This is a genomic window from Pantoea sp. B_9 (genome assembly GCF_008632015.1).
GTDB lineage: Bacteria > Pseudomonadota > Gammaproteobacteria > Enterobacterales > Enterobacteriaceae > Pantoea > Pantoea dispersa.
In genome coordinates, this window is the sequence record NZ_VWVL01000001.1 from 1257993 (window position 1) to 1278289 (window position 20297).

Consider the following 20297-nt stretch of genomic DNA (forward strand, 5'->3'; position numbering starts at 1 on the left):
CCACCGCATCCGAGGCGCGCAAGTATATCACCTTTGTTAGGTGACTGCTGTAAGCAACCTTCGCCGCATTGATTATTTTGCTAATCAATGCCCGTCGGCTACCATGACCGATTGCAACATAATGTCCCAACCTGTGAGTCGACACTGATTATGCCGAAAAAAGCCGAAGCGCCCGTGAGTTTCGAAAACGCACTGCAGCAGCTGGAACAGATTGTCAGCCGTCTGGAGAGTGGCGAACTGCCGCTGGAAGAGGCGCTGAATGAATTCGAGCGCGGCGTACAGCTGGCACGCAGCGGCCAGCAAACCCTGCAGGCGGCGGAACAGCGCGTGCAGATTCTGCTGAGCGACGACAAAGACGCCCCGCTCACCCCTTTCACGCCGGAAAATGAGTAATGGATTTCGTGCAACTGCAGCGCGCCTACCATGAGCGCGTGAACCAGGCGTTGACGCGCTTAATAGATCCACTTCCTTTTCAGAGTTCTCCTCTGGTGAACGCCATGCAATATGGGGCACTATTAGGGGGTAAGCGCCTGCGCCCGTTTCTGGTGTATGCCACTGGCGAGATGCTGCGCGCCGAGGCGGCCAGCCTGGATGCCCCCGCCGCAGCGGTGGAGTGCATTCACGCTTACTCATTGATTCATGATGACCTGCCGGCGATGGACGACGATGCGTTACGTCGCGGGCAGCCAACCTGCCATATCAAATATGGCGAAGACACGGCAATTCTGGCCGGCGATGCCCTGCAAACCCTGGCGTTTACCATTCTTGCGGACCAGCCGATGCCCGGCGTAAGCCCGCAGGATCGCATTGCCATGATTTCCGAACTGGCGCAGGCCAGCGGCGTGGCCGGCATGTGCGGTGGCCAGGCGCTGGATTTAGCCGCCGAAGGCCAATCCGTGGACCTGAACCAGCTGGAGCAGATCCATCGCCACAAAACCGGCGCGCTGATCCGCGCCGCCGTGCGTCTCGGCGCCCTCACAGCAGGTACAGCGGGCCGCGATGCGCTGCCGCAGCTGGATATCTACGCCAACGCCATCGGACTGGCGTTTCAGGTGCAGGATGACATCCTCGATGTGGTCGGCGATACCGCCGTTCTGGGCAAAACCCAGGGAGCCGATCAGGCGCTGGGGAAAAGCACTTACCCGGCGCTGCTGGGACTGGATAACGCGCGGGCCAAAGCGCAGGATCTCTATCGCGAAGCACTGGGCGCGCTGGAGGTGCTGGCGGCACAGTCGTATGACACGTCCGCTCTGCAGGCGCTGGCCAGCTTTATAATTGAACGCGATAAATAACTTATATAATGAGTCTCTGATGAGTTTTGATATTGCAAAATACCCGACACTGGCGTTAGCAGGCACGGTTCAGGAATTACGTTTACTGCCTAAAGAAAAACTTCCGGACCTGTGCGACGAGCTGCGTCAGTATCTGCTGGACAGCGTGAGCCGCTCGTCCGGCCACTTTGCTTCGGGTCTGGGCGTCGTCGAGCTGACCGTCGCGTTGCATTATGTGTATAACACCCCGTTTGACCATCTGGTGTGGGACGTCGGCCATCAGGCCTATCCGCACAAGATTCTGACCGGCCGCCGCGACCGTATCGGCACTATCCGTCAGAAAAATGGCCTGCACCCGTTCCCGTGGCGCGGCGAAAGCGAATATGACGTGCTGAGCGTGGGCCACTCGTCGACGTCCATCAGCGCCGGTCTCGGCATGGCCGTGGCCGCCGAACGCGAAGGCAAAGGTCGTCGCACCGCCTGCATTATTGGCGACGGCGCGATTACCGCGGGCATGGCGTTTGAAGCCATGAACCACGCCGGTGATATCAAGCCGGACATGCTGGTGATTCTCAATGACAACGAGATGTCGATCTCTGAGAACGTAGGTGCGCTGAACAATCGCCTGGCGCAGATTCTCTCGGGGAAAACCTATTCACGCCTGCGCGAAGGCGGCAAGCGCGTGCTGGGCGGCCTGCCGCCGATCAAAGAGCTGGTGAAGCGCACTGAAGAGCACCTGAAAGGCATGGTGGTGCCGGGCACGCTGTTTGAGGAGCTGGGCTTTAACTATATCGGTCCGGTCGACGGTCACGATGTGCTGACGCTGGTTAGCACGCTGAAGAATATGCGCGATCTGAAAGGGCCGCAGTTCCTGCACATCATGACCAAAAAGGGCAAGGGCTACGCGCCGGCGGAAGAGGATCCGATAACCTGGCACGCGGTGCCGAAATTCGATCCGGCCAGCGGCTCGCTGCCGAAAAGCGCGCCGGGCCTGCCGAGCTACTCGAAAATTTTTGGTAACTGGCTGAGCGAGATGGCCGCCGACGATGCGCGGCTGATGGCGGTGACGCCGGCCATGCGCGAAGGCTCCGGCATGGTGAGCTACTCGCGTGATTATCCGCAGCAGTATTTTGACGTGGCGATCGCCGAGCAGCATGCGGTGACGTTTGCCGCAGGCATGGCCATCGGCGGTTATAAGCCGGTGGTGGCGATTTACTCCACCTTCCTGCAGCGCGCCTACGACCAGGTGATTCACGACGTGGCAATTCAGCAATTGCCGGTACTGTTTGCTATCGATCGCGGCGGTATCGTGGGTGCCGACGGCCAGACGCACCAGGGGGCGTTTGATATCGCCTATCTGCGCTGCGTGCCGGGTATGGTGATCATGACGCCAAGCGATGAAAACGAGTGCCGGCAGATGCTTTACACTGGCTACCACTATCAGGATGGCCCGAGCGCGGTGCGCTATCCGCGCGGCACCGGCACCGGCGCCACGCTGGAACCGCTGGCCAGCCTGCCGCTTGGCAAAGGGATCATCCGGCGTCGCGGCGAGCAGCTGGCCATCCTCAACTTTGGTACTCTGCTGCCGGAAGCGCAGGCCGCCGCCGACGCGCTCAACGCCACGCTGGTCGACATGCGCTTTGTTAAGCCGCTGGATGAAGCCCTGATTAGCGAGCTGGCGGCCAGCCACGACGCGCTGGTTACGCTGGAAGAAGGCGCGATCAAAGGCGGTGCCGGCAGCGGCGTCAATGAATACGTGATGGCGAAACGCCTGCGCGTGCCGGTGCTTAACCTCGGCCTGCCGGATGAGTTCATTCCGCAGGGGACGCAGGAAGAAGTGCGTCAGGATTATCAGCTGGACGCCGCAGGCATCCAGCAGCAAATCGCCGCCTGGCTGGCGCAGTAACCGCCCTTCCCCGCTCCTGCTGCTATGCTTGAGGGTAAAACCCCACGCATAAGAGCAGGAGCCCTTCATGAAAACCGTTCGTTTAGGCCAGACCGATCTGCAGGTTTCACGTCTCTGTTTAGGCTGTATGACCTATGGCGATCCGCTGCGCGGTAACCACGCCTGGACGCTGCCGGAAGAGAGCAGCCGACCGCTGATTAAGCAGGCGCTGGACGCGGGCATTAACTTCTTCGACACCGCTAACAGCTACTCCGACGGCAGCAGTGAGGAGATCCTCGGCCGCGCGCTCAAAGATTATGCGCAGCGCGATCGGGTGGTGGTGGCGACCAAAGTCTACTTTCCGCTGAGCAACCTGTCGCAGGGGCTGTCGCGCACCAATATTCTGCAGTCGATTGATGACAGCCTGACGCGGCTTGGCATGGAGTATGTCGATCTGCTGCAGATTCATCGCTGGGATTACGCCACGCCGATTGAAGAGACGCTGGAAGCGCTCGAGCAGGTAGTGCGGTCAGGCAAAGCGCGTTACATCGGGGCTTCCTCGATGCATGCCACACAGTTTGCGCAGGCGCTGCAGTTACAGCAGCAGCATGGCTGGGCGCGTTTTGTCAGTATGCAGGATCAGTACAACCTGATTCAGCGCGAAGAAGAGAAAGAGATGCATCCGCTGTGCCAGCGCGAAGGCATCGCGGTGCTGCCGTGGAGCCCGCTGGCGCGCGGTAAGCTGACGCGTCCGTGGGGAGAAACCACTGCGCGTTCGGTGTCGGATAACGTGATGGAAAAACTCTATACCGGCACCGAAGAGAATGACGCGGCCATTGCGCAAAGGCTGGCAACGGTGGCTGCGGACAAAGGCGTGACGCGCGCGCAGGTGGCGCTGGCGTGGCTGCTGCATAAGCCGGTGGTTACCGCGCCGATTATTGGTGCCTCGCGCGAGCAGCAGTTTGCCGAGCTGGTGAAAGCCGTCGACGTGGAGCTGAGTTCAACCGATATCGCCGAGCTGGAGAGCGTCTACCAACCGCATCCGGTGGTGGGATTCGAGTAACGGTCCAGTCAGGTCGCCTTCAGGGCGACCTGATGTCACAGGCAACCCATGTATGGCAACTCTGGCTGCGGGCTACGCATTCCTGGCGATCTGCCTGCGGCAACGCATTCATGGCAACGCTTTCTGTAGGGTGCGCATTCATGCGCACCTGGCGCATTAAAGCACCAGCCCCAGCCCATACAAAATCGCCGCTGAAATGACCCCGGCGATAATGTCATCGACCATAATGCCCATGCCGCCATGCACGTTACGGTCGAACCAGCGAATCGGCCACGGCTTCCACATGTCGAAAATACGGAAAATCACAAAGCCGGCCAGCACCCATTGCCAGCTCATCGCCGGTATCGCCATCAGCGTAATCCACATGCCGATGAACTCATCCCACACGATGCTGCCATGGTCGTGCACACCCATATCACGCGCGGTGCGGTGACACAGGTAGACACCCACACTGATGCCTATCAGCACCAGCAGCGAATACAGCTGCAGCGGCAGCAGCGTCATCAGCCACCAGAAGGGAATGGCGGCAATCGAACCGGCGGTGCCGGGCATAATCGGGCTCAGACCGCTGCCAAAACCGGTCGCCAGCAGGTGCCACGGATTGGCCATGCGCAGACGGCTTTTGGCCACATCTTTATTTAGCGTCAAAGTGATCAAATCCCTTGTGATGGAAACTGCGCGGCTTGCCGTTCTCCAGCAGCGTCAGCCCTTCTGCTTCCGGCGCGATCTGGCCGATGCAGGTATACGCCACGCCAAGATGGCCCAGCGCCACATCCAGTGCACCACGATTGACTTCCGGCACGGTAAAGCACAGCTCATAATCTTCACCCCCGCTCAGCGCCCAGCGCAGCACCTGTTCCGGCTCGAAGTGATCGCGCAACGCAGCCGACAGCGGCAGCGCATCCAGATTGATGCGGGCACCGACGCGGCTGGCGGTGAGAATATGGCCGAGATCGGAGATCAGGCCATCGGACAGATCGATGGCTGATGTCGCCAGATTGCGCAGCGCCTGGCCCTGCAGCACGCGCGGCATCGGGCGCAGATGACGCTTGATCAGCACTTCATGCACCGCCGGATCGTTCAGGCGATGATGGTGCTGCAGCAGCGACAGCCCAGCAGCGCTGTCGCCCAGCGTGCCGGTGACAAAAATCCAGTCACCCGGTTTGGCCCCGGCGCGCTTCAGCGCACGGCCGGCCGGCACCAGGCCATGAATGCCCAGCGTCAGGCTGAGCGGCCCGCGCGTGGTATCACCGCCGATCAGCTGCATATCGTAGTAATCCAGCAGCTCAAACAGGCTGTCGCTGAACGCCGCCAGCCACGGCTCATCCACTTCGGGCATGGTTAACGCCAGCGTTAACCATGCCGGATCGGCGCCCATCGCCGCCAGGTCGCTCAGGTTAACCGCCAGCGCTTTGTAGCCGAGATCGGCCGGATGGATATCACGTAAGAAATGCACGCCCGCCACCAGCGTATCGGTGCTGATGGCCAGCGTCTGTTTTTCCGGCACGTTAAGTAACGCGCAGTCGTCACCAATTCCCTTCTCCACATCGCGGCGGGAGCTGGTGACGCGGTTAAAATAACGTGCGATCAGTTCGAATTCACCACAGGACATAAGTCAGGTCTCAATGAAAAAAGGCCGGTGAGCCGGCCTTTTGCACTTATTTTTTGTTCGGTCGAATTTGCGGAGCGGCTTTATCCAGCACGCCGTTAACAAATTTATGGCTGTCTTCAGCACCAAACACTTTAGCCAGTTCGATACCTTCGTTGATCGCCACTTTGTACGGCACATCGTCACGCTTGCTCAGTTCATAGAGCGAAATGCGCAGGATGGCTTTTTCTACCTGGCCCAGCTCTTCCAGCTGGCGCGACAGGTAAGGCTTCATCAGGCCGTCCAGGAACGCGCTGTTGGTCGCCACACCGGCCAGCAGTTCGCGGAAATAGCTAATATCGACGTCTTTGACGTCTTGTTCCGCCAGAAACTGGTATTCCACATCGGCAATGTCGTTGTTAGACAACTGCCAGGAGTAAAGCGCCTGGACAGCGCACTCACGGGCGCGACGACGAGCAGCAGGTTTCACAAAATTCCCCTTACAAAAATCAGGCTTTGATGGCTTTCAATACGTTAATCATTTCAAGTGCGGTCAGGGCCGCTTCGGCGCCTTTGTTACCCGCTTTGGTGCCGGCGCGTTCAATCGCCTGCTCGATGTTTTCGGTGGTCAGGACGCCGAAGGTCACCGGAATTTCGCTGTTCATCGCTACTTGAGCGATGCCGGAGCTGGCTTCACCCGCCACGTATTCGAAGTGTGCGGTACCGCCACGGATCACCGTGCCCAGTGCAACGATCGCGTCGTGCTTGCCGGTTTTCGCCAGGGCGCGTGCCGCCAGCGGCAGCTCGTAAGCGCCCGGTACCCAGACCACGGTGATGTTTTCCGCTTTGACCTGGCCAATACGCTTCAGCGCGTCAACCGCACCGTCCAGCAGGCTGTCATTGATGAAATTGTTAAAACGCGCGATTACAATGGCAATATTGGCATCAGGCGTGGCAACAGCAGCTTCGATAACTTTCATACATATCCTTTGGGTGTTTGTTTTATGGCCCCGCAGAAGGGGGCGGATTCTATCATACTCTTCGGCAACGCGCTCAGGCTTTTCCGTGCATGCTCAGCGTGGTGTCAGGGTCAGCCGTAAATCGTCGCCAACCTGACGCACGTCGCTAAAATTCAGCGCTGGCGCATCGGCCAGCGTTTCCAGTCCCGGCAGCGCACACAGGCCGCGCGCGGCATTACCCAGCAGTTTCGGCGCCAGATAAACGATCAGTTCATCCACCAGGCCGGCCTGCAGCAGCGCACCGGCCAGACCGGCACCGGCCTCGACCCACACGCTGTTGATCTGACGCTGACCGAGCAGCATCATCATCGCCACCAGATCGAGCTGCTCACCGCGCGGCGGCACCTCAATCTGACTCACGCCCGGCGGCCAGCTTTGTGCATCAGCCTCCGTGCGCATCAACCAGGTTTCGCCGGGCTGGACGATCAAACGGTGCTGTGGCGTCACGCGCTGCTGGCTGTCGATCACCACCCGCACCGGCTGACGCAGCTGGCTCTCATCCAGCTGCTGGCGCACGGTCTCGCTCAGTTCATCCCAGCGCACCGTCAGCGACGGATTGTCCGCCAGCACGGTGGCGCTGGTGGTAAGAATAGCTGAACTGCGGGCACGTAAACGTTGCACATCGCGCCTTGCCGCTGCGGAAGTGATCCACTGGCTTTCGCCACTGGCCATGGCGGTACGACCATCCAGCGAGGCGCCCAGTTTGAGCTGAATCCACGGAAAACCGGTACGCATGCGTTTGAGAAAACCGCGATTGAGCGCTTCCGCTTCGTTCATCATCAGGCCGTGACTCACGTCGATGCCGGCCTGCTGTAAACGATACAAGCCGCGCCCGGCCACCTGCGGATTAGGATCCTGCATCGCCGCGACCACCCGGCTGACGCCGGCGGCAATCAGCGCATCGCAGCACGGCGGCGTCCGACCATGATGGCTGCAGGGTTCCAGCGTGACATACGCGGTCGCACCGCGTGCGTGGTCACCCGCCATGCGCAGCGCGTGCACTTCCGCGTGCGGTTCACCAGCGCGCTGATGCCAGCCTTCGCCCACGATCTCGCCGTCGCGCACGATAACGCAGCCGACGTTAGGATTCGGGGTGGTGGTGTATTGTCCGCGCCGCGCCAGTTCCAGCGCGCGCGCCATGTAGTGCGCATCGGTCATGGATTAATCCTGTAAGCGGGCGATCTCTTCGCCAAAGTCACGAATATCTTCAAAACTGCGGTACACCGATGCGAAGCGAATATAAGCAACTTTATCCAGCTTCTTCAGCTCTTCCATTACCAGGTTACCAATCAGCTTGCTGGGAATTTCACGTTCGCCGGTGGCGCGCAGCTGGGTTTTGATGTGATTGACCGCGTTGTCGACGGCATCCGCGCTCACCGGACGCTTCTCCAGCGCCTTCATCATGCCGCTGGCCAGCTTATCTTCGTTAAAGGGTTCGCGCACGTCGTTGCTTTTCACCACGCGCGGCATTACCAGCTCGGCCACTTCAAAGGTGGTAAAACGCTCATGGCACACCAGGCACTGGCGGCGGCGGCGCACTGAGGAGCCTTCACTAACCAGACGTGAATCAATCACTTTGGTGTCCACAGCGGAGCAGAATGGGCAATGCATGACGTTTCCTGTCGCGAGAATTGGGGGCAGATAGTGTAGCGCGTTCCCGGTTGCAACAAAATACAGGGCGCAGAATCGCCACCTGGCTCACAGCGACGCCTGGCGGTTACAGCAAACCGTGAAAAGTTACTAAGCTTAGAGAGCCAATCCGGCTTAATGACAGGAGGATGTATGGGTTTATTCAATTTCGTCAAAGAAGCGGGTGAAAAACTGTGGGATGCGGTGTCAGGCGGCGATGACCAGAGCAAAAAGCTGCAGGAGCACATTAATCAACTCGGCCTGCCCGACAGCGATAAAGTGAAAGTCGATGTCCAGGGCGATACCGTGAAGGTCAGCGGTGACGGTATCTCGCAGGAGTTGAAAGAGAAGATTCTGGTGGCGGCGGGTAACGTGGCCGGCATCACCAAAGTGGAAGATAACGTCACCACCAGTGACAGCGCCACGCAGGCCGAATTCTACACGGTGAAAAAAGGCGATACCCTGAGCGCTATCTCGAAGCAGGTGTACGGCACGCCGAACGAATACAACAAGATCTTTGAGGCGAACAAGCCAATGTTGACGCATCCTGATAAGATCTATCCCGGCCAGGTTTTACGTATCCCTAAATAACCGGAAGGACATTGCATGACGTTCAGGATGATTTGGGTGCCGGCAGCGCTTGCTGCGCTGGTGCTCAGTGGTTGCAGCTCCACCCCCGCTTCACCTCAGGTCAAAGCGCTGCATCAGGAAGTGAGCCAGCTCAACCAGCAGATGCGCAAACTGACCAGTCAGGCCAGCGCGCTGGAGATTCAGGGGCAGCTCAACAGCCAGTCGACGCAGGGCGCATGGTTACTCCCGCAGGCGAATACGCCGGTAGAGCTGCAGACGCAGCTGGGTAAACTGCGCCTGTCGCTGTCGCACGTTGAAGGGGAAGCCAGCGGCAGCCGCGCTAACCTGAATATCCGTTCAACCGATGATAAGCCGGTGCCGGCACTCAGCGCCCGCGTGGTATGGGGCGAAATGGATCCCGCCAGCGGCAAGCCGCTGAACGCCGACAGCCTGAGCCAGACCATTACCGTGCCCGCCAGTCTGATGCCGCGCAGTTCGGTCAGCGTACCGCTGCGCCTCAGCGGGCTGGCACCGGATCAGCTCGGCTACGTGCGCGTGCATGATGTGCAGGCGGTGACGGATGCCAGCACGGTCGTTGCAGGCCAGTAACTCTGGCGTCAGGCATAAAAAAAACGGGCTGCACTCAGGCAGCCCGTTTCATTTCTCCGGCACAATTACGGCAGAATCGAAGGCTGATCGGCGCCCTCTTTCTCCACTTTCTGCACCAGCATGTGTTCACGCTTCATACCCAGCTTCAGCGCCAGCGCGGACGACACGTAGATCGACGAAATGGTACCGATGGTGACACCGATCAGCATGGTCAGCGAGAAGCCTTTCAGCAGCGCGCCACCAAAGATGAACAGGATCAGGATCATCGCCAGCGTGGTGATCGAGGTGATCAACGTACGGCTCAGCGTCTGGGTCAGCGACACGTTAGTGATGTCGTAAGAAGAACCGCGACGGATTTTGCGGAAGTTCTCACGAATACGGTCGGAAACCACGATCTTATCGTTGAGCGAGTAACCAATCACCGACATCAGCGACGCCACAATCGTCAGATCGATTTCGATGTGGAACAGCGACAGAATGCCGCAGGTGATGATCACGTCGTGCGCCAGCGCCAGCACGGTGCCCAGCGCCAGACGCCACTCAAAGCGAAAGCCGATGTAGATCAGAATCGCAATCAGCGCCGACAGCAGCGCCATCGCCCCGGCCTGCGCCAGATCGCTGCCCACGCTCGGGCCCACGAACTCAATGCGCTTCACAGTCGCGTTCTGCTGCGTCGTCTGGTTGATCGAGGCGACCACTTTGTTGCCCAGCTCCTGGCCTGCATTGCCGGTGGTCGGTGGCATACGCACCATCACATCACGGCTGCTGCCAAAGTTCTGTACCAGCGGCTCCTCAAAGCCTGCCTTCACCAGCCCGTCACGCAGCGCATCCAGATCCGCCGGCTTCTCGAGGTTGATCTCAATCACCGTCCCGCCGGTGAAATCGAGCCCCCAGTTAAAGCCGCGCACACCGATAATGGCGATGGACGCCACAATCAGCAGGCCGGAGATGATAAAGGCCAGCGTGTCCCAGCGCATAAAGTCGACGACTTTACGCCCATGGTTCAGCTGTTCAATACTATATTCCTGTGCCACAACGCACTCCTCAGATAGACAGCTTATTGATGCGTTTGCCGCCGTACACCAGGTTAACGATGGCACGGGTGCCGACGATAGCGGTGAACATGGAAGTCGCGATACCGATAGCCGTGGTGATCGCAAACCCTTTGATCGAGCCGGTACCGACCGCATAAAGAATGATAACTTTAATCAGCGTGGTGACGTTGGCGTCGACGATACTGGAGAAGGCGCCTTTGTAGCCTTCATGAATCGCCTGCTGTACCGAGCGTCCGTTACGCAGTTCTTCTTTAATACGTTCGTTAATCAACACGTTAGCATCCACCGCCACCGCCAGTGTCAGCACGATACCGGCAATGCCCGGCATGGTGAGCGTGGCGCCCGGTAACAGTGACATGATGCCGACAATCAGCACCAGGTTGCACAGCAGTGCGCTGGTCGCAATCAGACCAAACTTCTTGTAGAACACCACCATAAAGATGATGGAGGCGATCAGACCCCACAGACAGGCTTCGAGACCCTGTGTGATGTTCTGCTGGCCCATGGTTGGACCGATGGTCCGCTCTTCCACAATCTGGATTGGCGCAATCAGCGCACCGGCACGCAGCAGCAGCGACAGCTGACGCGCTTCGTTCGGGTTGCTGATACCGGTAATTCGGAAGCTGTTGCCGAGGCGCGACTGAATGTTCGCCACGTTAATCACTTCTTCCTGCTTCACCAGAATCGCACGACCGTTCGCATCTTTCTTACCGCTGTCCTTGTACTCCACAAACAGGGTCGCCATCGGCTTGCCGATGTTGTCCTTGGTGAAGTTGGACATGATGTTACCGCCGGCGCCATCAAGCGAGATATTCACCTGCGGCTGGTTGTACTCATCCATACTGGACGTCGAGTCGGTAATGTGGTCACCGGTGAGAATCACGCGCTTGTACAGCACCACCGGCTGACCTTCACGCGTCTTTTTCACTTCCGAGTCACCCGGCACGCGGCCGCTGGCAGCTGCGCTCGGATCCACCGAGGTGTTGACCAGGCGGAACTCCAGCGTTGCGGTAGCACCCAGAATCTCTTTAGCACGCGCGGTATCCTGGATACCCGGCAGCTCAACCACGATGCGGTCAGCGCCCTGACGCTGTACCAGCGGCTCAGCCACACCCAGCTGGTTCACACGGTTACGCAGGATGTTGATGTTCTGCTGCACCGCATATTCGCGCGCTTCACTCAGACGCGCATCGGTCATCACCGCACGCAGCGTGTCGCTGCCAGCGCTGGTGATCACCAGGTCGCGATGGCGCGGCGTCAGATAGCTGATGGCCGCATCACGGCTGGCGCCGTCGCGGAAACGTATTTCGGTGCCGTAGTTAGCGATTTTGCTAACGTTGGTGTAAGGGATATTTTTTTCGCGCAGGTCGCTGCGCAGGCCATCAGCATTCTGCTCCTGCAGCTTGCCGAGGGCAGTATCCATGTCGACTTCCATCAGGAAGTGCACGCCGCCGCGCAGATCGAGGCCGAGTTTCATCGGTTCAGCGGCCAGCATGGTCAGCCAGCGCGGTGTGGCAGGGGCCAGGTTGAGCGCCACGACGAAATCTTCGCCCAGCGCATTGGTGATGGCTTCACGCGCGCGCAGCTGAATATCCGTGTTAGCGAAACGGGCCAGAATGGCACCATTTTCCAGCGCGAGGGATTTGCTCTGGATATTGTCTTGTTTTAATACGGTCTGGATCTGATCCAACGTTTGCTCACTGGCGGCGCCACCGCGCGCACCAGTGATCTGAACGGCCGGATCCTCACCATAAAGGTTAGGAAGCGCATACAGCAGGCCGACGAGAATCACGACGACCAGCATGATGTACTTCCACAAAGGATAACGGTTTAACACGGCAGTTCCCTTCGGGAAGAATAAATTACAGCGCCTTCATTGTACCTTTCGGCAGAACGGCGGCCACGAAATCACGTTTAATCACTACTTCAGTGGTGTCGTTCAGGGCGATAGCGATGTAGCCGGTTTCAGCCACTTTCGTTACGCGGCCCACCAGGCCACCGTTGGTCAGCACTTCATCACCTTTGGAGATGGAATCCATCAGCTTTTTGTGATCTTTGGCGCGCTTCTGCTGTGGACGCAGGATCATGAAGTAGAAAATCAGACCAAAAACCACCAGCATGATCACCAGAGAATACGGACTTCCCTGAGACGGAGCGCCAGCTGCGGCCACGGCGTCAGAAATGAAAAAGCTCATTAAATTTCCCTCATTGATAGAATTATCAGACGTTTAACGGTGGAACCGCTTTGCCCGTCCGTTGGTAGAACTCGCTAACAAAGTGCTCTAATTTACCCTCTTCGATGGCCTGGCGTAAACCCGCCATCAGACGCTGGTAATAGCGCAGATTGTGGATGGTGTTCAGACGTGCGCCCAGTATTTCGTTACAGCGATCAAGATGATGCAAGTAGGCACGCGTGTAATTGCGACAGGTGTAACAATCACACTCCGCATCCAGCGGCGCGGTGTCATCTTTGTATTTCGCATTGCGGATTTTCACCACGCCATCGGTGACGAACAGATGGCCGTTGCGCGCGTTACGCGTTGGCATAACACAGTCAAACATATCGATACCGCGGCGAACGCCTTCCACCAGATCTTCCGGTTTGCCGACGCCCATCAAATAACGCGGTTTGTCTTGCGGAATTTGCGGACAGACGTGTTCCAGGATGCGGTGCATGTCCTCTTTCGGTTCACCCACCGCCAGGCCGCCCACAGCGTACCCATCAAAGCCAATCTCTACCAGACCTTTAACCGAGACATCACGTAAATCTTCGTAAACCCCGCCCTGAATAATGCCAAACAGCGCATTTTTGTTACCGAGCGCGTCAAAGCGGTCGCGGCTGCGCTGCGCCCAGCGCAGTGACATCTCCATCGAGCGTTTAGCGTAATCCCAGTCCGCCGGATACGGCGTACATTCGTCGAAGATCATCACAATGTCGGAGCCGAGATCGTACTGAATCTCCATCGATTTTTCCGGGTCGAGGAAAATCGGGTCGCCGTTGATCGGGTTGCGGAAATGCACGCCGGCTTCAGTGATCTTACGGATATCGCCGAGGCTAAATACCTGGAAGCCGCCGGAGTCGGTCAGGATTGGTCCCTGCCAGTGCATGAAGTCGTGCAGGTCGCCGTGCAGTTTCATGATCTCCTGCCCCGGGCGTAGCCACAGGTGGAAGGTGTTACCCAGCAGGATCTGCGCGCCGGTCTCTTTCACTTCTTCCGGCGTCATGCCTTTGACCGTGCCGTAGGTGCCGACCGGCATAAACGCCGGGGTTTCCACGACGCCGCGATCAAAGACCAGACGGCCACGGCGCGCGCGCCCGTCGGTGGTATCTAATTCAAATTTCACATTGACCTCTTTCGATAATCAGAGAAACAGTCTGATTACTCAGCCACCAACGATTTCGTCGGGAGCCTGTGGATTACGGGTGATGTACATCGCATCCCCGTAGCTAAAGAAACGGTACTGCTCCGCCACCGCGCTCTGATAAGCCGCCATGGTGTGTTGATAACCGGCAAACGCCGAAACCAGCATAATCAGCGTCGATTCCGGCAGGTGGAAGTTGGTGATCAGCGCATCAATCACCTGGTAGTGATAGCCCGGATAGATAAAGATCTGCGTGTCATCGAAAAACGGCGCGATCAGTCCATCCTGGCAGGCCTGCGCTGCGCTCTCCAGCGAACGCACCGAGGTGGTGCCCACCGCCACCACTTTGTTACCGCGCGCTTTGCACGCCAGCACCGCGTCCACCACGTCCTGCGGCACTTCGGCATATTCAGAGTGCATGATGTGATCGTTGATGTTCTCTACGCGCACCGGCTGGAAGGTGCCAGCGCCGACGTGCAGCGTCACAAACGCCATCTCCACGCCTTTTGCCTTCAGCGCCGCCAGCAGCGGCTCATCGAAGTGCAGACCGGCGGTTGGCGCTGCCACCGCGCCGGGGCGCGCGCTGTACACCGTCTGGTACAGCTCGCGGTCAGCTTCCTCATCCGGACGATCGATGTACGGCGGCAGCGGCATATGGCCGACGCTGTTCAGGATATCCAGCACCGCGCGATCGTCCGCAAACTCGATTTCGAACAGCGCATCGTGGCGCGCCACCATGGTGGCTTTGACGCTTTCGTCGTCGCCCAGCAGTAATTCGGCACCCGGCTTCGGCGCTTTGGAGGCGCGCACGTGCGCCAGCACGCGTTTGTCATCCAGCATGCGCTCAACCAGCATCTCAATTTTGCCGCCGCTGGCTTTACGGCCATAGACGCGCGCCGGAATCACCCGGGTATTATTGAACACCAGCAGATCGCCCGGATTGAGCTTATCCAGCACATCAGTAAACACGCCATGGTTCAGCGCCCCGCTCGGGCCATCCAGCGACAGCAGGCGACATCCGCTGCGCTGCGCCTGCGGATAGTGGGCGATCAAAGATTCCGGTAATTCAAAGGCAAAATCGGCTACACGCATGCATCACTTCTTCAGGACTCAAAAAACAGGCGGCATAGTTTAGCGGAAAAGTGGGCAATTCTGAACAACTGGCTGCGCCGGTGTGATTCTGCCTATAATGCGCCATGAACTTTCTTGCTCACCTTCACCTCGCAACCCTGGCCGACAGCTCACTGCTGGGTAATCTGCTGGCCGACTTTGTGCGCGGCAACGTTGAGGCGCAGTGGCCGCAGCCAGTGGTGGCCGGTATTGGCCTGCACCGGCGCATTGACGTGCTGACCGATAACCTGCCGGAAGTGCGCAGCGCGCGTCAGCTGTTCCGCGCCGAAACGCGCCGCGTGGCGCCAATCACCCTCGACGTGATCTGGGACCACTTCCTGGCGCGCCACTGGGATCAGCTGCATCCGGCGCAGTCGCTGTCCGCCTTTAGCGCCGCCGCCGAGCGCGACATTGTGCCGCAGCTGCCCGGCACGCCGGGCGATTTTATCGAGCTCAACGCGGTAATGTGGCGCGAACGCTGGTTTGAACACTATGCTGACCCGGCGCGGCTGGCGCGCGTGCTAAGCGGCATGGCGCATCGCCGGCCACGGCTGGCGGCGCTGCGCGACTCCTATCAGGATTTTGTCGACCACTACACCCAGCTCGAACCGCTGTTTTTCCAGTTCTATCCACGCCTGATGGCCGCCGCGCGCGCCCGGCAGCTGTGAAGCACAATTTGCCGCTGCCCCGCATTGCCTCCCCTTGCCAGCCGCAGCCATCTGCGGCTTAATGAAGCCTTGCTTAACTTTTGTTAAGCCAGTCACACAGCCATGGCGCTTTATCCGGCGTGGTTCGCCACGTCGATTGCCAGTGAATGATAAGAGGGAAAAATGTCATCAGCTACGCTAACCGAATTAGATGCCCGTTATCACTATGCCTGTGAGGTGGCGAAAACTGCCGCCAGCCGCGCGCTGGCGTGGTATCAGCAGCGCCATCAGCTGGTGGTGGAGCACAAGAAGGATTTGCAGGATGTGGTCAGCGAGGCGGATCGCAACGTTGAGCTGCTGGTAAAACACCTGATTCATGAGCGTTTTCCTGACGATGCAGTGCTGGGTGAAGAGAGCGGCGGTGACGTCAGCGGCGCGCGCTTTATCTGGGTCATCGATCCGATTGACGGCACCAGCAGCTTTCTTAACGGCCTGCACAACTGGTGCGTCTCGCTGGCGATTGTCTGTGACGATCAGCCGGTGATTGGCGTAGTCAGCGATCCTAATCATCAGGAAACCTTCCACGCCTGCCGCGGCAAAGGTGCCTGGGTGAATGACAAGCGCATTCAGGCACACAGCGCGCAGCGGCTCGATCAGGGACTGCTGGGCCTCAGCAGCTCGAACAGCCAGCCGATTGAACCGCTGACCACCTTTATCAGCCAGCTGCTGGCGCAGGGCGGCATGTTTATCCGCAACGGTTCCGGTGCGTTGATGAGCGCCTGGGCGGCCGCCGGCCGGCTGATTGGCTATTACGAAGCGCACATGAATCCGTGGGATGGCCTGCCTGGCATTGTGCTGATGCGCGAAGCGGGCGGCGTCACCAACGATTATCTCAGCCACCATGGCCTGCAACAGGGTAATCCGGTGCTGCTGGCCAACGCGGTGCTCTATCCGCAGCTCAAAGCGCTGCTGCCGGCACAACCAACGCTATGACACGTCTGCTGCTGGGCGCGCTGCTGGCTTTGCTGGCCCTCACCGCGCAGGCGCAGCCGCGCTACCAGCTGGAAAAAGTGGTAGAGATCAGCCGTCACGGCGTGCGGCCTCCCACCGCAGGTAACCGCACGGAAATCGAAGCCGCCACCCAGCGCGCCTGGCCGCGCTGGCGCAGCGCCGACGGCGAACTCACCGCACACGGTTATGCAGCGGTCGTGAATAAAGGTCGCTGGCAGGGTGAACACTATCGCCAGCTCGGCCTGCTGCGCGCCGGCTGTCCCGATGCCGGGCAAATTTACGTGCGTGCCAGTCCACTGCAGCGCACCCGCGCCACGGCGCAGGCGCTGCTGCAGGGCGCCTTTCCCGGCTGCGATGTGGCAGTTCATCACGTCGCAGGGGCTGTCGATCCGCTGTTTCAGAGCGAAAAACTGCCGTTCGGCCAAACGGATGCTGCCACGGAGCGGGCAGCGGTCGCGGCGTGCGCCGGCGATCTCGCCGCATTGCAGCAGCGTTTACAGCCCGCCGTGCAGCAGCTCAGGCAGGCGGTGTGTGCGGCAGATTGCCCGTTCTTCGATCGCCCCTGGCAACTGAAGCAGAGTAAAAGCGGCCATACCTACGTGCAGGGTCTCAGCGTGCTGGCCAGCATGGCCGAAACCTTACGGCTCGGCTGGAGCGAAAATCTGCCGTTCAGCCAGCTGGCGTGGGGCAACATCACCCGGTCGCAGCAGATTAGCGCCCTGCTGCCGCTGCTGACCGCCAATTACGATCTGAGTAATGATGTGCCGTATATCGCGCAAAAGCGTGCGTCGATTCTGCTGGACGCGGTGGTGCGCAACCTGCAGGACGATGCGGCGACGCCCTCCACCCGCTGGCTGCTGCTGGTGGCACACGACACCAATATCGCCATGCTGCGCACGCTGATCGGCTTCAGCTGGCAACTGCCCGGCTACGCGCGCGGTAATATTCCGCCCGGCAGCAGTCTGGTGTTTGAGCGCTGGCGCGATAACCAGACGCAAACGCTGCTGCTGCGCGTCTATTTTCAGGCGCAAAGTCTGGATGCGCTGCGCCAGCTAACGCCGATCGATCGGCAGCACCCGCTGCTGCGCCAGGAGTGGCATCAGCAAAACTGTCGCCAGACAGCGGTGGGCACGCTGTGTCCTTATCAATCGACGCTTGAGCACTGGCGCACCGCCATTGATCAGCGCGCGGTAATCCCCGTGGACTATCCCTGACGTCAGCCACCGGGTTAAGCCAGACTGATTACGCCGGCTTATTCCTGCAGCGAAATTACAGCAATAAACTGCAAGCTGGTGGGCACGGTTATCTGAGACTTTTCTTTTTTTTCCCTTAAAAGCGTTAGCGCTGTAAAACTGCGATATGCTGCACGGGTCAATCATCCCTTAGTAATACCTTTCTCTTTTTACATTTTTCGGCGACAGGATGCGCCGAGCTATTTTTATCCGCAGCAATAAAATCGTAAATTAACATTGAATAACTGGGATCCTGTTATGTCTGTACCTGCCTCGCTGCGCTATCGTCCGGATATCGATGGTCTGCGCGCTGTCGCCATTATATTGGTTGTGCTGTTCCACTGCGGCGTCAGCGCCATGCCGGGCGGCTTTATTGGCGTCGATATATTTTTCGTTATTTCCGGCTTTTTAATTGGCGGTATTATCAGTAAAGAAATTACCGCCGGCACCTTCTCGTTTTATCAGTTTTATTTACGCCGCATCCGGCGTATTGCGCCCGCCCTGTTTTTTATGCTGATGGTATTGCTGCTGCTCGGTTATCTGCTGTTATCACCGCTGGAATTAAGCCAGCTGGCAAAATACAGCATGGCGGTGTTTCTCTCGGTGCCCAATATGCTGTTACTGAAGAGCGGCGACTATTTCAGTGCAGATGCCGATCTCAATCCGCTGCTGATGACCTGGTCGCTGGGCATTGAGGAGCAGTTCTATATCGTGCTGCCGTTTATTCTGCTGCTGGCCGCGCGGCTGCGGCGCACAATGACCGGCGTGGTACTACTGCTCAGCCTGCTGTCGCTGGCCGGCTGCCTGTGGTTAACGCCCCTCTCCAGCACTCAGGCGTTTTATCTGCTGCCAACCCGCGCCTGGGAGCTGGGTGCCGGCGTGCTGCTGGCGCTGTGGCAACCCCGCCCCGTCACCGGCCGGCTGGCCAGCCTCTGTCATCTTGCTGGCTGGCTGCTGATCATCGGTGCCACGCTGTTACTCAGCCATAGCGATCGCTTTCCCGGCTGGCTGGCGCTGCTGCCGGTGCTGGCGGCCTGTCTGATGATCGGTGCACGCAGCCCGCTCAATCAGCGGCTGCTGGAGAACGCGCCGATGCGCTTCATCGGTAAGATTTCCTACTCGTGGTATCTGTGGCACTGGCCGCTGCTCAGTCTGGCGCGCATCTGCAGCGATCGGCCGCTCAGCATCTGGCAGGCGTTGAGCATCTGTGCCGTGGCGCTGGTCATCGCCTGGCTCTCCTGGCGCTTCGTCGAACAGCCATTCCGTCGGGCGCGCAGCGGTACGCGCTGGCTGATCCCCGGCTACTGCGCTTCGTCGCTGCTGGCAGCCGGTGCCATGGTGCTGCTGTGGCAGAGCGGTGGCCTGAAATCGCGCGTCAGTGAAGCGGTGATGCTCGGCGACGAATGGAAAGTCGCCGCCCAGCGCGATCCCTGCCTGCTGGATTACGGCGCCACGCGGCCCGCCCGCGATGCGCAGTGCCAGCCGCAGAGTGACACACCGGCGATAGCGCTGATCGGCGACAGCCATGCCGCCGCGCTGGCGGCCAACGTCGCCGATTACGCCCGGCGGCAGCAGAAACCGCTGTTTCAGCTGACCAAAGCATCCTGCCCTTTCCTGCTTGACGCCACGCGCGTGATGCCGCAAAAACCGCAGCATGCACAGCAGTGCCTCGATTTTAATCAGCGGGTTCTGCCGATCATCCTGAGCGATAAAATAGACGAAGTGGTGATCAGCGCGTTCTGGGCGGCGGGCCTCAGTGATCAGCCGGGCAGCGGATTCCGCAGCCTCCGCGATCCGGCGCTGGACAATCTGCAGGCGCTGAAAAGCGGGCTGGATACCGTGGTGGCGCAGCTGCTGGCGGCGGGGAAAAAGATCACCCTGATTGACGATGTGCCGACCATCACGCTCGATCCGCTGCGCTACAGCCATAACCGCAATATGCCGCTGCGCCGCAGCCTGAATAGCTGGCTCAGCGCGCAGGATGGCGCGGCGCTGGCGGCGGAACGCACGCAGCAGTTGCAGATGCCAAACGCATCGGTGGCAAATCTGTTAAAGGACTATCAGCAGCACGGCGTGCGCGTGTTGTCACTGCAGGAGACGTTGTGTAATGCGCAGGGTTGTCTGGTCACTCATCAGGGCATGCCGCTCTGGTACGACAACAATCACCTGAATCCGTACGGCGGAGAGATGGCGCTGGGGAAAAACTGGTAATGCACCACGGGCGAAGTCTCGCTTCGCCCGTTAT

The 20297-nt window shown here is 59.2% G+C and carries 21 protein-coding genes; 10 read left to right on the top strand and 11 right to left on the bottom strand.

Features of this window, described 5'->3' with window-relative positions; all coding sequences use genetic code 11:
- Nucleotides 1-150 precede the first annotated feature (150 nt).
- The 4 genes from xseB to F3I21_RS06105 all read left to right on the top strand — a co-directional run bounded on the left by xseB (nt 151) and on the right by F3I21_RS06105 (nt 4219).
- Complete coding sequence (xseB, locus tag F3I21_RS06090; protein WP_021507169.1) at nt 151-393, top strand: exodeoxyribonuclease VII small subunit; 243 nt, start codon at nt 151-153, stop codon at nt 391-393.
- The gene (ispA, locus tag F3I21_RS06095) at nt 393-1292 is read left to right on the top strand and encodes a (2E,6E)-farnesyl diphosphate synthase (protein WP_150058487.1); all 900 of its coding nucleotides are present in this window, start codon (nt 393-395) and stop codon (nt 1290-1292) included. The genes xseB and ispA overlap by 1 nt, the downstream gene beginning before the upstream one ends.
- Before the next feature lie 19 nt (nt 1293-1311).
- On the top strand, nt 1312-3177 hold the full coding sequence (gene dxs / locus F3I21_RS06100) for a 1-deoxy-D-xylulose-5-phosphate synthase (protein ID WP_150058488.1): 1866 nt from the start codon (nt 1312-1314) through the stop codon (nt 3175-3177).
- Between the two features lie 67 nt (nt 3178-3244).
- Nucleotides 3245-4219, top strand: a complete 975-nt coding sequence (locus F3I21_RS06105; RefSeq protein ID WP_150058489.1) for an aldo/keto reductase — start codon at nt 3245-3247, stop codon at nt 4217-4219.
- A 156-nt stretch (nt 4220-4375) separates the two neighbouring features.
- Here F3I21_RS06105 and pgpA read toward each other — a convergent pair whose 3' ends face one another.
- The 6 genes from pgpA to nrdR all read right to left on the bottom strand — a co-directional run bounded on the left by pgpA (nt 4376) and on the right by nrdR (nt 8437).
- On the bottom strand, nt 4376-4867 hold the full coding sequence (gene pgpA, locus F3I21_RS06110) for a phosphatidylglycerophosphatase A (protein ID WP_021507165.1): 492 nt from the start codon (nt 4865-4867) through the stop codon (nt 4376-4378).
- Nucleotides 4854-5831: a thiamine-phosphate kinase gene (gene thiL / locus F3I21_RS06115; RefSeq protein WP_150058490.1), complete on the bottom strand. Its 978-nt coding sequence runs from the start codon at nt 5829-5831 to the stop codon at nt 4854-4856. The genes pgpA and thiL overlap by 14 nt, the downstream gene beginning before the upstream one ends.
- A 46-nt stretch (nt 5832-5877) precedes the next feature.
- Nucleotides 5878-6297, bottom strand: coding sequence for a transcription antitermination factor NusB (nusB, locus tag F3I21_RS06120; protein WP_031279648.1), 420 nt, complete (start codon nt 6295-6297; stop codon nt 5878-5880).
- Nucleotides 6298-6316: 19 nt separating this feature from the next.
- Nucleotides 6317-6787, bottom strand: coding sequence for a 6,7-dimethyl-8-ribityllumazine synthase (gene ribE / locus F3I21_RS06125; RefSeq protein ID WP_150058491.1), 471 nt, complete (start codon nt 6785-6787; stop codon nt 6317-6319).
- A gap of 93 nt (nt 6788-6880) precedes the next feature.
- Entirely contained in the window at nt 6881-7984 is a 1104-nt protein-coding gene (gene ribD / locus F3I21_RS06130) for a bifunctional diaminohydroxyphosphoribosylaminopyrimidine deaminase/5-amino-6-(5-phosphoribosylamino)uracil reductase RibD (protein WP_058757967.1), read from the bottom strand.
- A 3-nt stretch (nt 7985-7987) separates the two neighbouring features.
- A complete protein-coding gene (gene nrdR / locus F3I21_RS06135; RefSeq protein WP_031279647.1) occupies nt 7988-8437 on the bottom strand; it encodes a transcriptional regulator NrdR in 450 nt (149 codons plus the stop codon).
- 171 nt (nt 8438-8608) lie between these two features.
- Here nrdR and lysM point away from each other — a divergent pair, with 171 nt between their 5' ends.
- Nucleotides 8609-9046: a peptidoglycan-binding protein LysM gene (lysM, locus tag F3I21_RS06140; protein WP_021507159.1), complete on the top strand. Its 438-nt coding sequence runs from the start codon at nt 8609-8611 to the stop codon at nt 9044-9046.
- Nucleotides 9047-9061: 15 nt separating this feature from the next.
- Complete coding sequence (locus F3I21_RS06145) at nt 9062-9634, top strand: DUF3251 domain-containing protein (protein ID WP_150058492.1); 573 nt, start codon at nt 9062-9064, stop codon at nt 9632-9634.
- Between the two features lie 65 nt (nt 9635-9699).
- Here the strand turns inward: F3I21_RS06145 and secF are convergent, their stop codons facing one another.
- Genes secF through queA form a run of 5 tightly spaced genes read right to left on the bottom strand, consistent with a single transcriptional unit; the run spans nt 9700 to nt 15144 of the window.
- A complete protein-coding gene (gene secF, locus F3I21_RS06150; RefSeq protein ID WP_058769379.1) occupies nt 9700-10668 on the bottom strand; it encodes a protein translocase subunit SecF in 969 nt (322 codons plus the stop codon).
- Between the two features lie 10 nt (nt 10669-10678).
- A complete protein-coding gene (secD, locus tag F3I21_RS06155) occupies nt 10679-12526 on the bottom strand; it encodes a protein translocase subunit SecD (RefSeq protein ID WP_071813591.1) in 1848 nt (615 codons plus the stop codon).
- 25 nt (nt 12527-12551) lie between these two features.
- Complete coding sequence (gene yajC, locus F3I21_RS06160) at nt 12552-12884, bottom strand: preprotein translocase subunit YajC (RefSeq protein ID WP_021507155.1); 333 nt, start codon at nt 12882-12884, stop codon at nt 12552-12554.
- 25 nt (nt 12885-12909) lie between these two features.
- A complete protein-coding gene (tgt, locus tag F3I21_RS06165; RefSeq protein WP_021507154.1) occupies nt 12910-14034 on the bottom strand; it encodes a tRNA guanosine(34) transglycosylase Tgt in 1125 nt (374 codons plus the stop codon).
- A 39-nt stretch (nt 14035-14073) separates the two neighbouring features.
- Nucleotides 14074-15144: a tRNA preQ1(34) S-adenosylmethionine ribosyltransferase-isomerase QueA gene (queA, locus tag F3I21_RS06170; protein ID WP_058769378.1), complete on the bottom strand. Its 1071-nt coding sequence runs from the start codon at nt 15142-15144 to the stop codon at nt 14074-14076.
- A 104-nt stretch (nt 15145-15248) separates the two neighbouring features.
- Here queA and F3I21_RS06175 point away from each other — a divergent pair, with 104 nt between their 5' ends.
- From F3I21_RS06175 to F3I21_RS06190, 4 genes are all read left to right on the top strand, one after another.
- A complete protein-coding gene (locus F3I21_RS06175; RefSeq protein ID WP_150058493.1) occupies nt 15249-15830 on the top strand; it encodes an ACP phosphodiesterase in 582 nt (193 codons plus the stop codon).
- Between the two features lie 162 nt (nt 15831-15992).
- Nucleotides 15993-16802: an inositol monophosphatase gene (locus F3I21_RS06180; RefSeq protein WP_021507151.1), complete on the top strand. Its 810-nt coding sequence runs from the start codon at nt 15993-15995 to the stop codon at nt 16800-16802.
- Complete coding sequence (locus tag F3I21_RS06185) at nt 16799-18034, top strand: histidine-type phosphatase (protein ID WP_150058494.1); 1236 nt, start codon at nt 16799-16801, stop codon at nt 18032-18034. The genes F3I21_RS06180 and F3I21_RS06185 overlap by 4 nt, the downstream gene beginning before the upstream one ends.
- Before the next feature lie 276 nt (nt 18035-18310).
- Complete coding sequence (locus tag F3I21_RS06190; protein ID WP_150058495.1) at nt 18311-20263, top strand: acyltransferase family protein; 1953 nt, start codon at nt 18311-18313, stop codon at nt 20261-20263.
- The last annotated feature ends 34 nt before the right edge of the window (nt 20264-20297 follow it).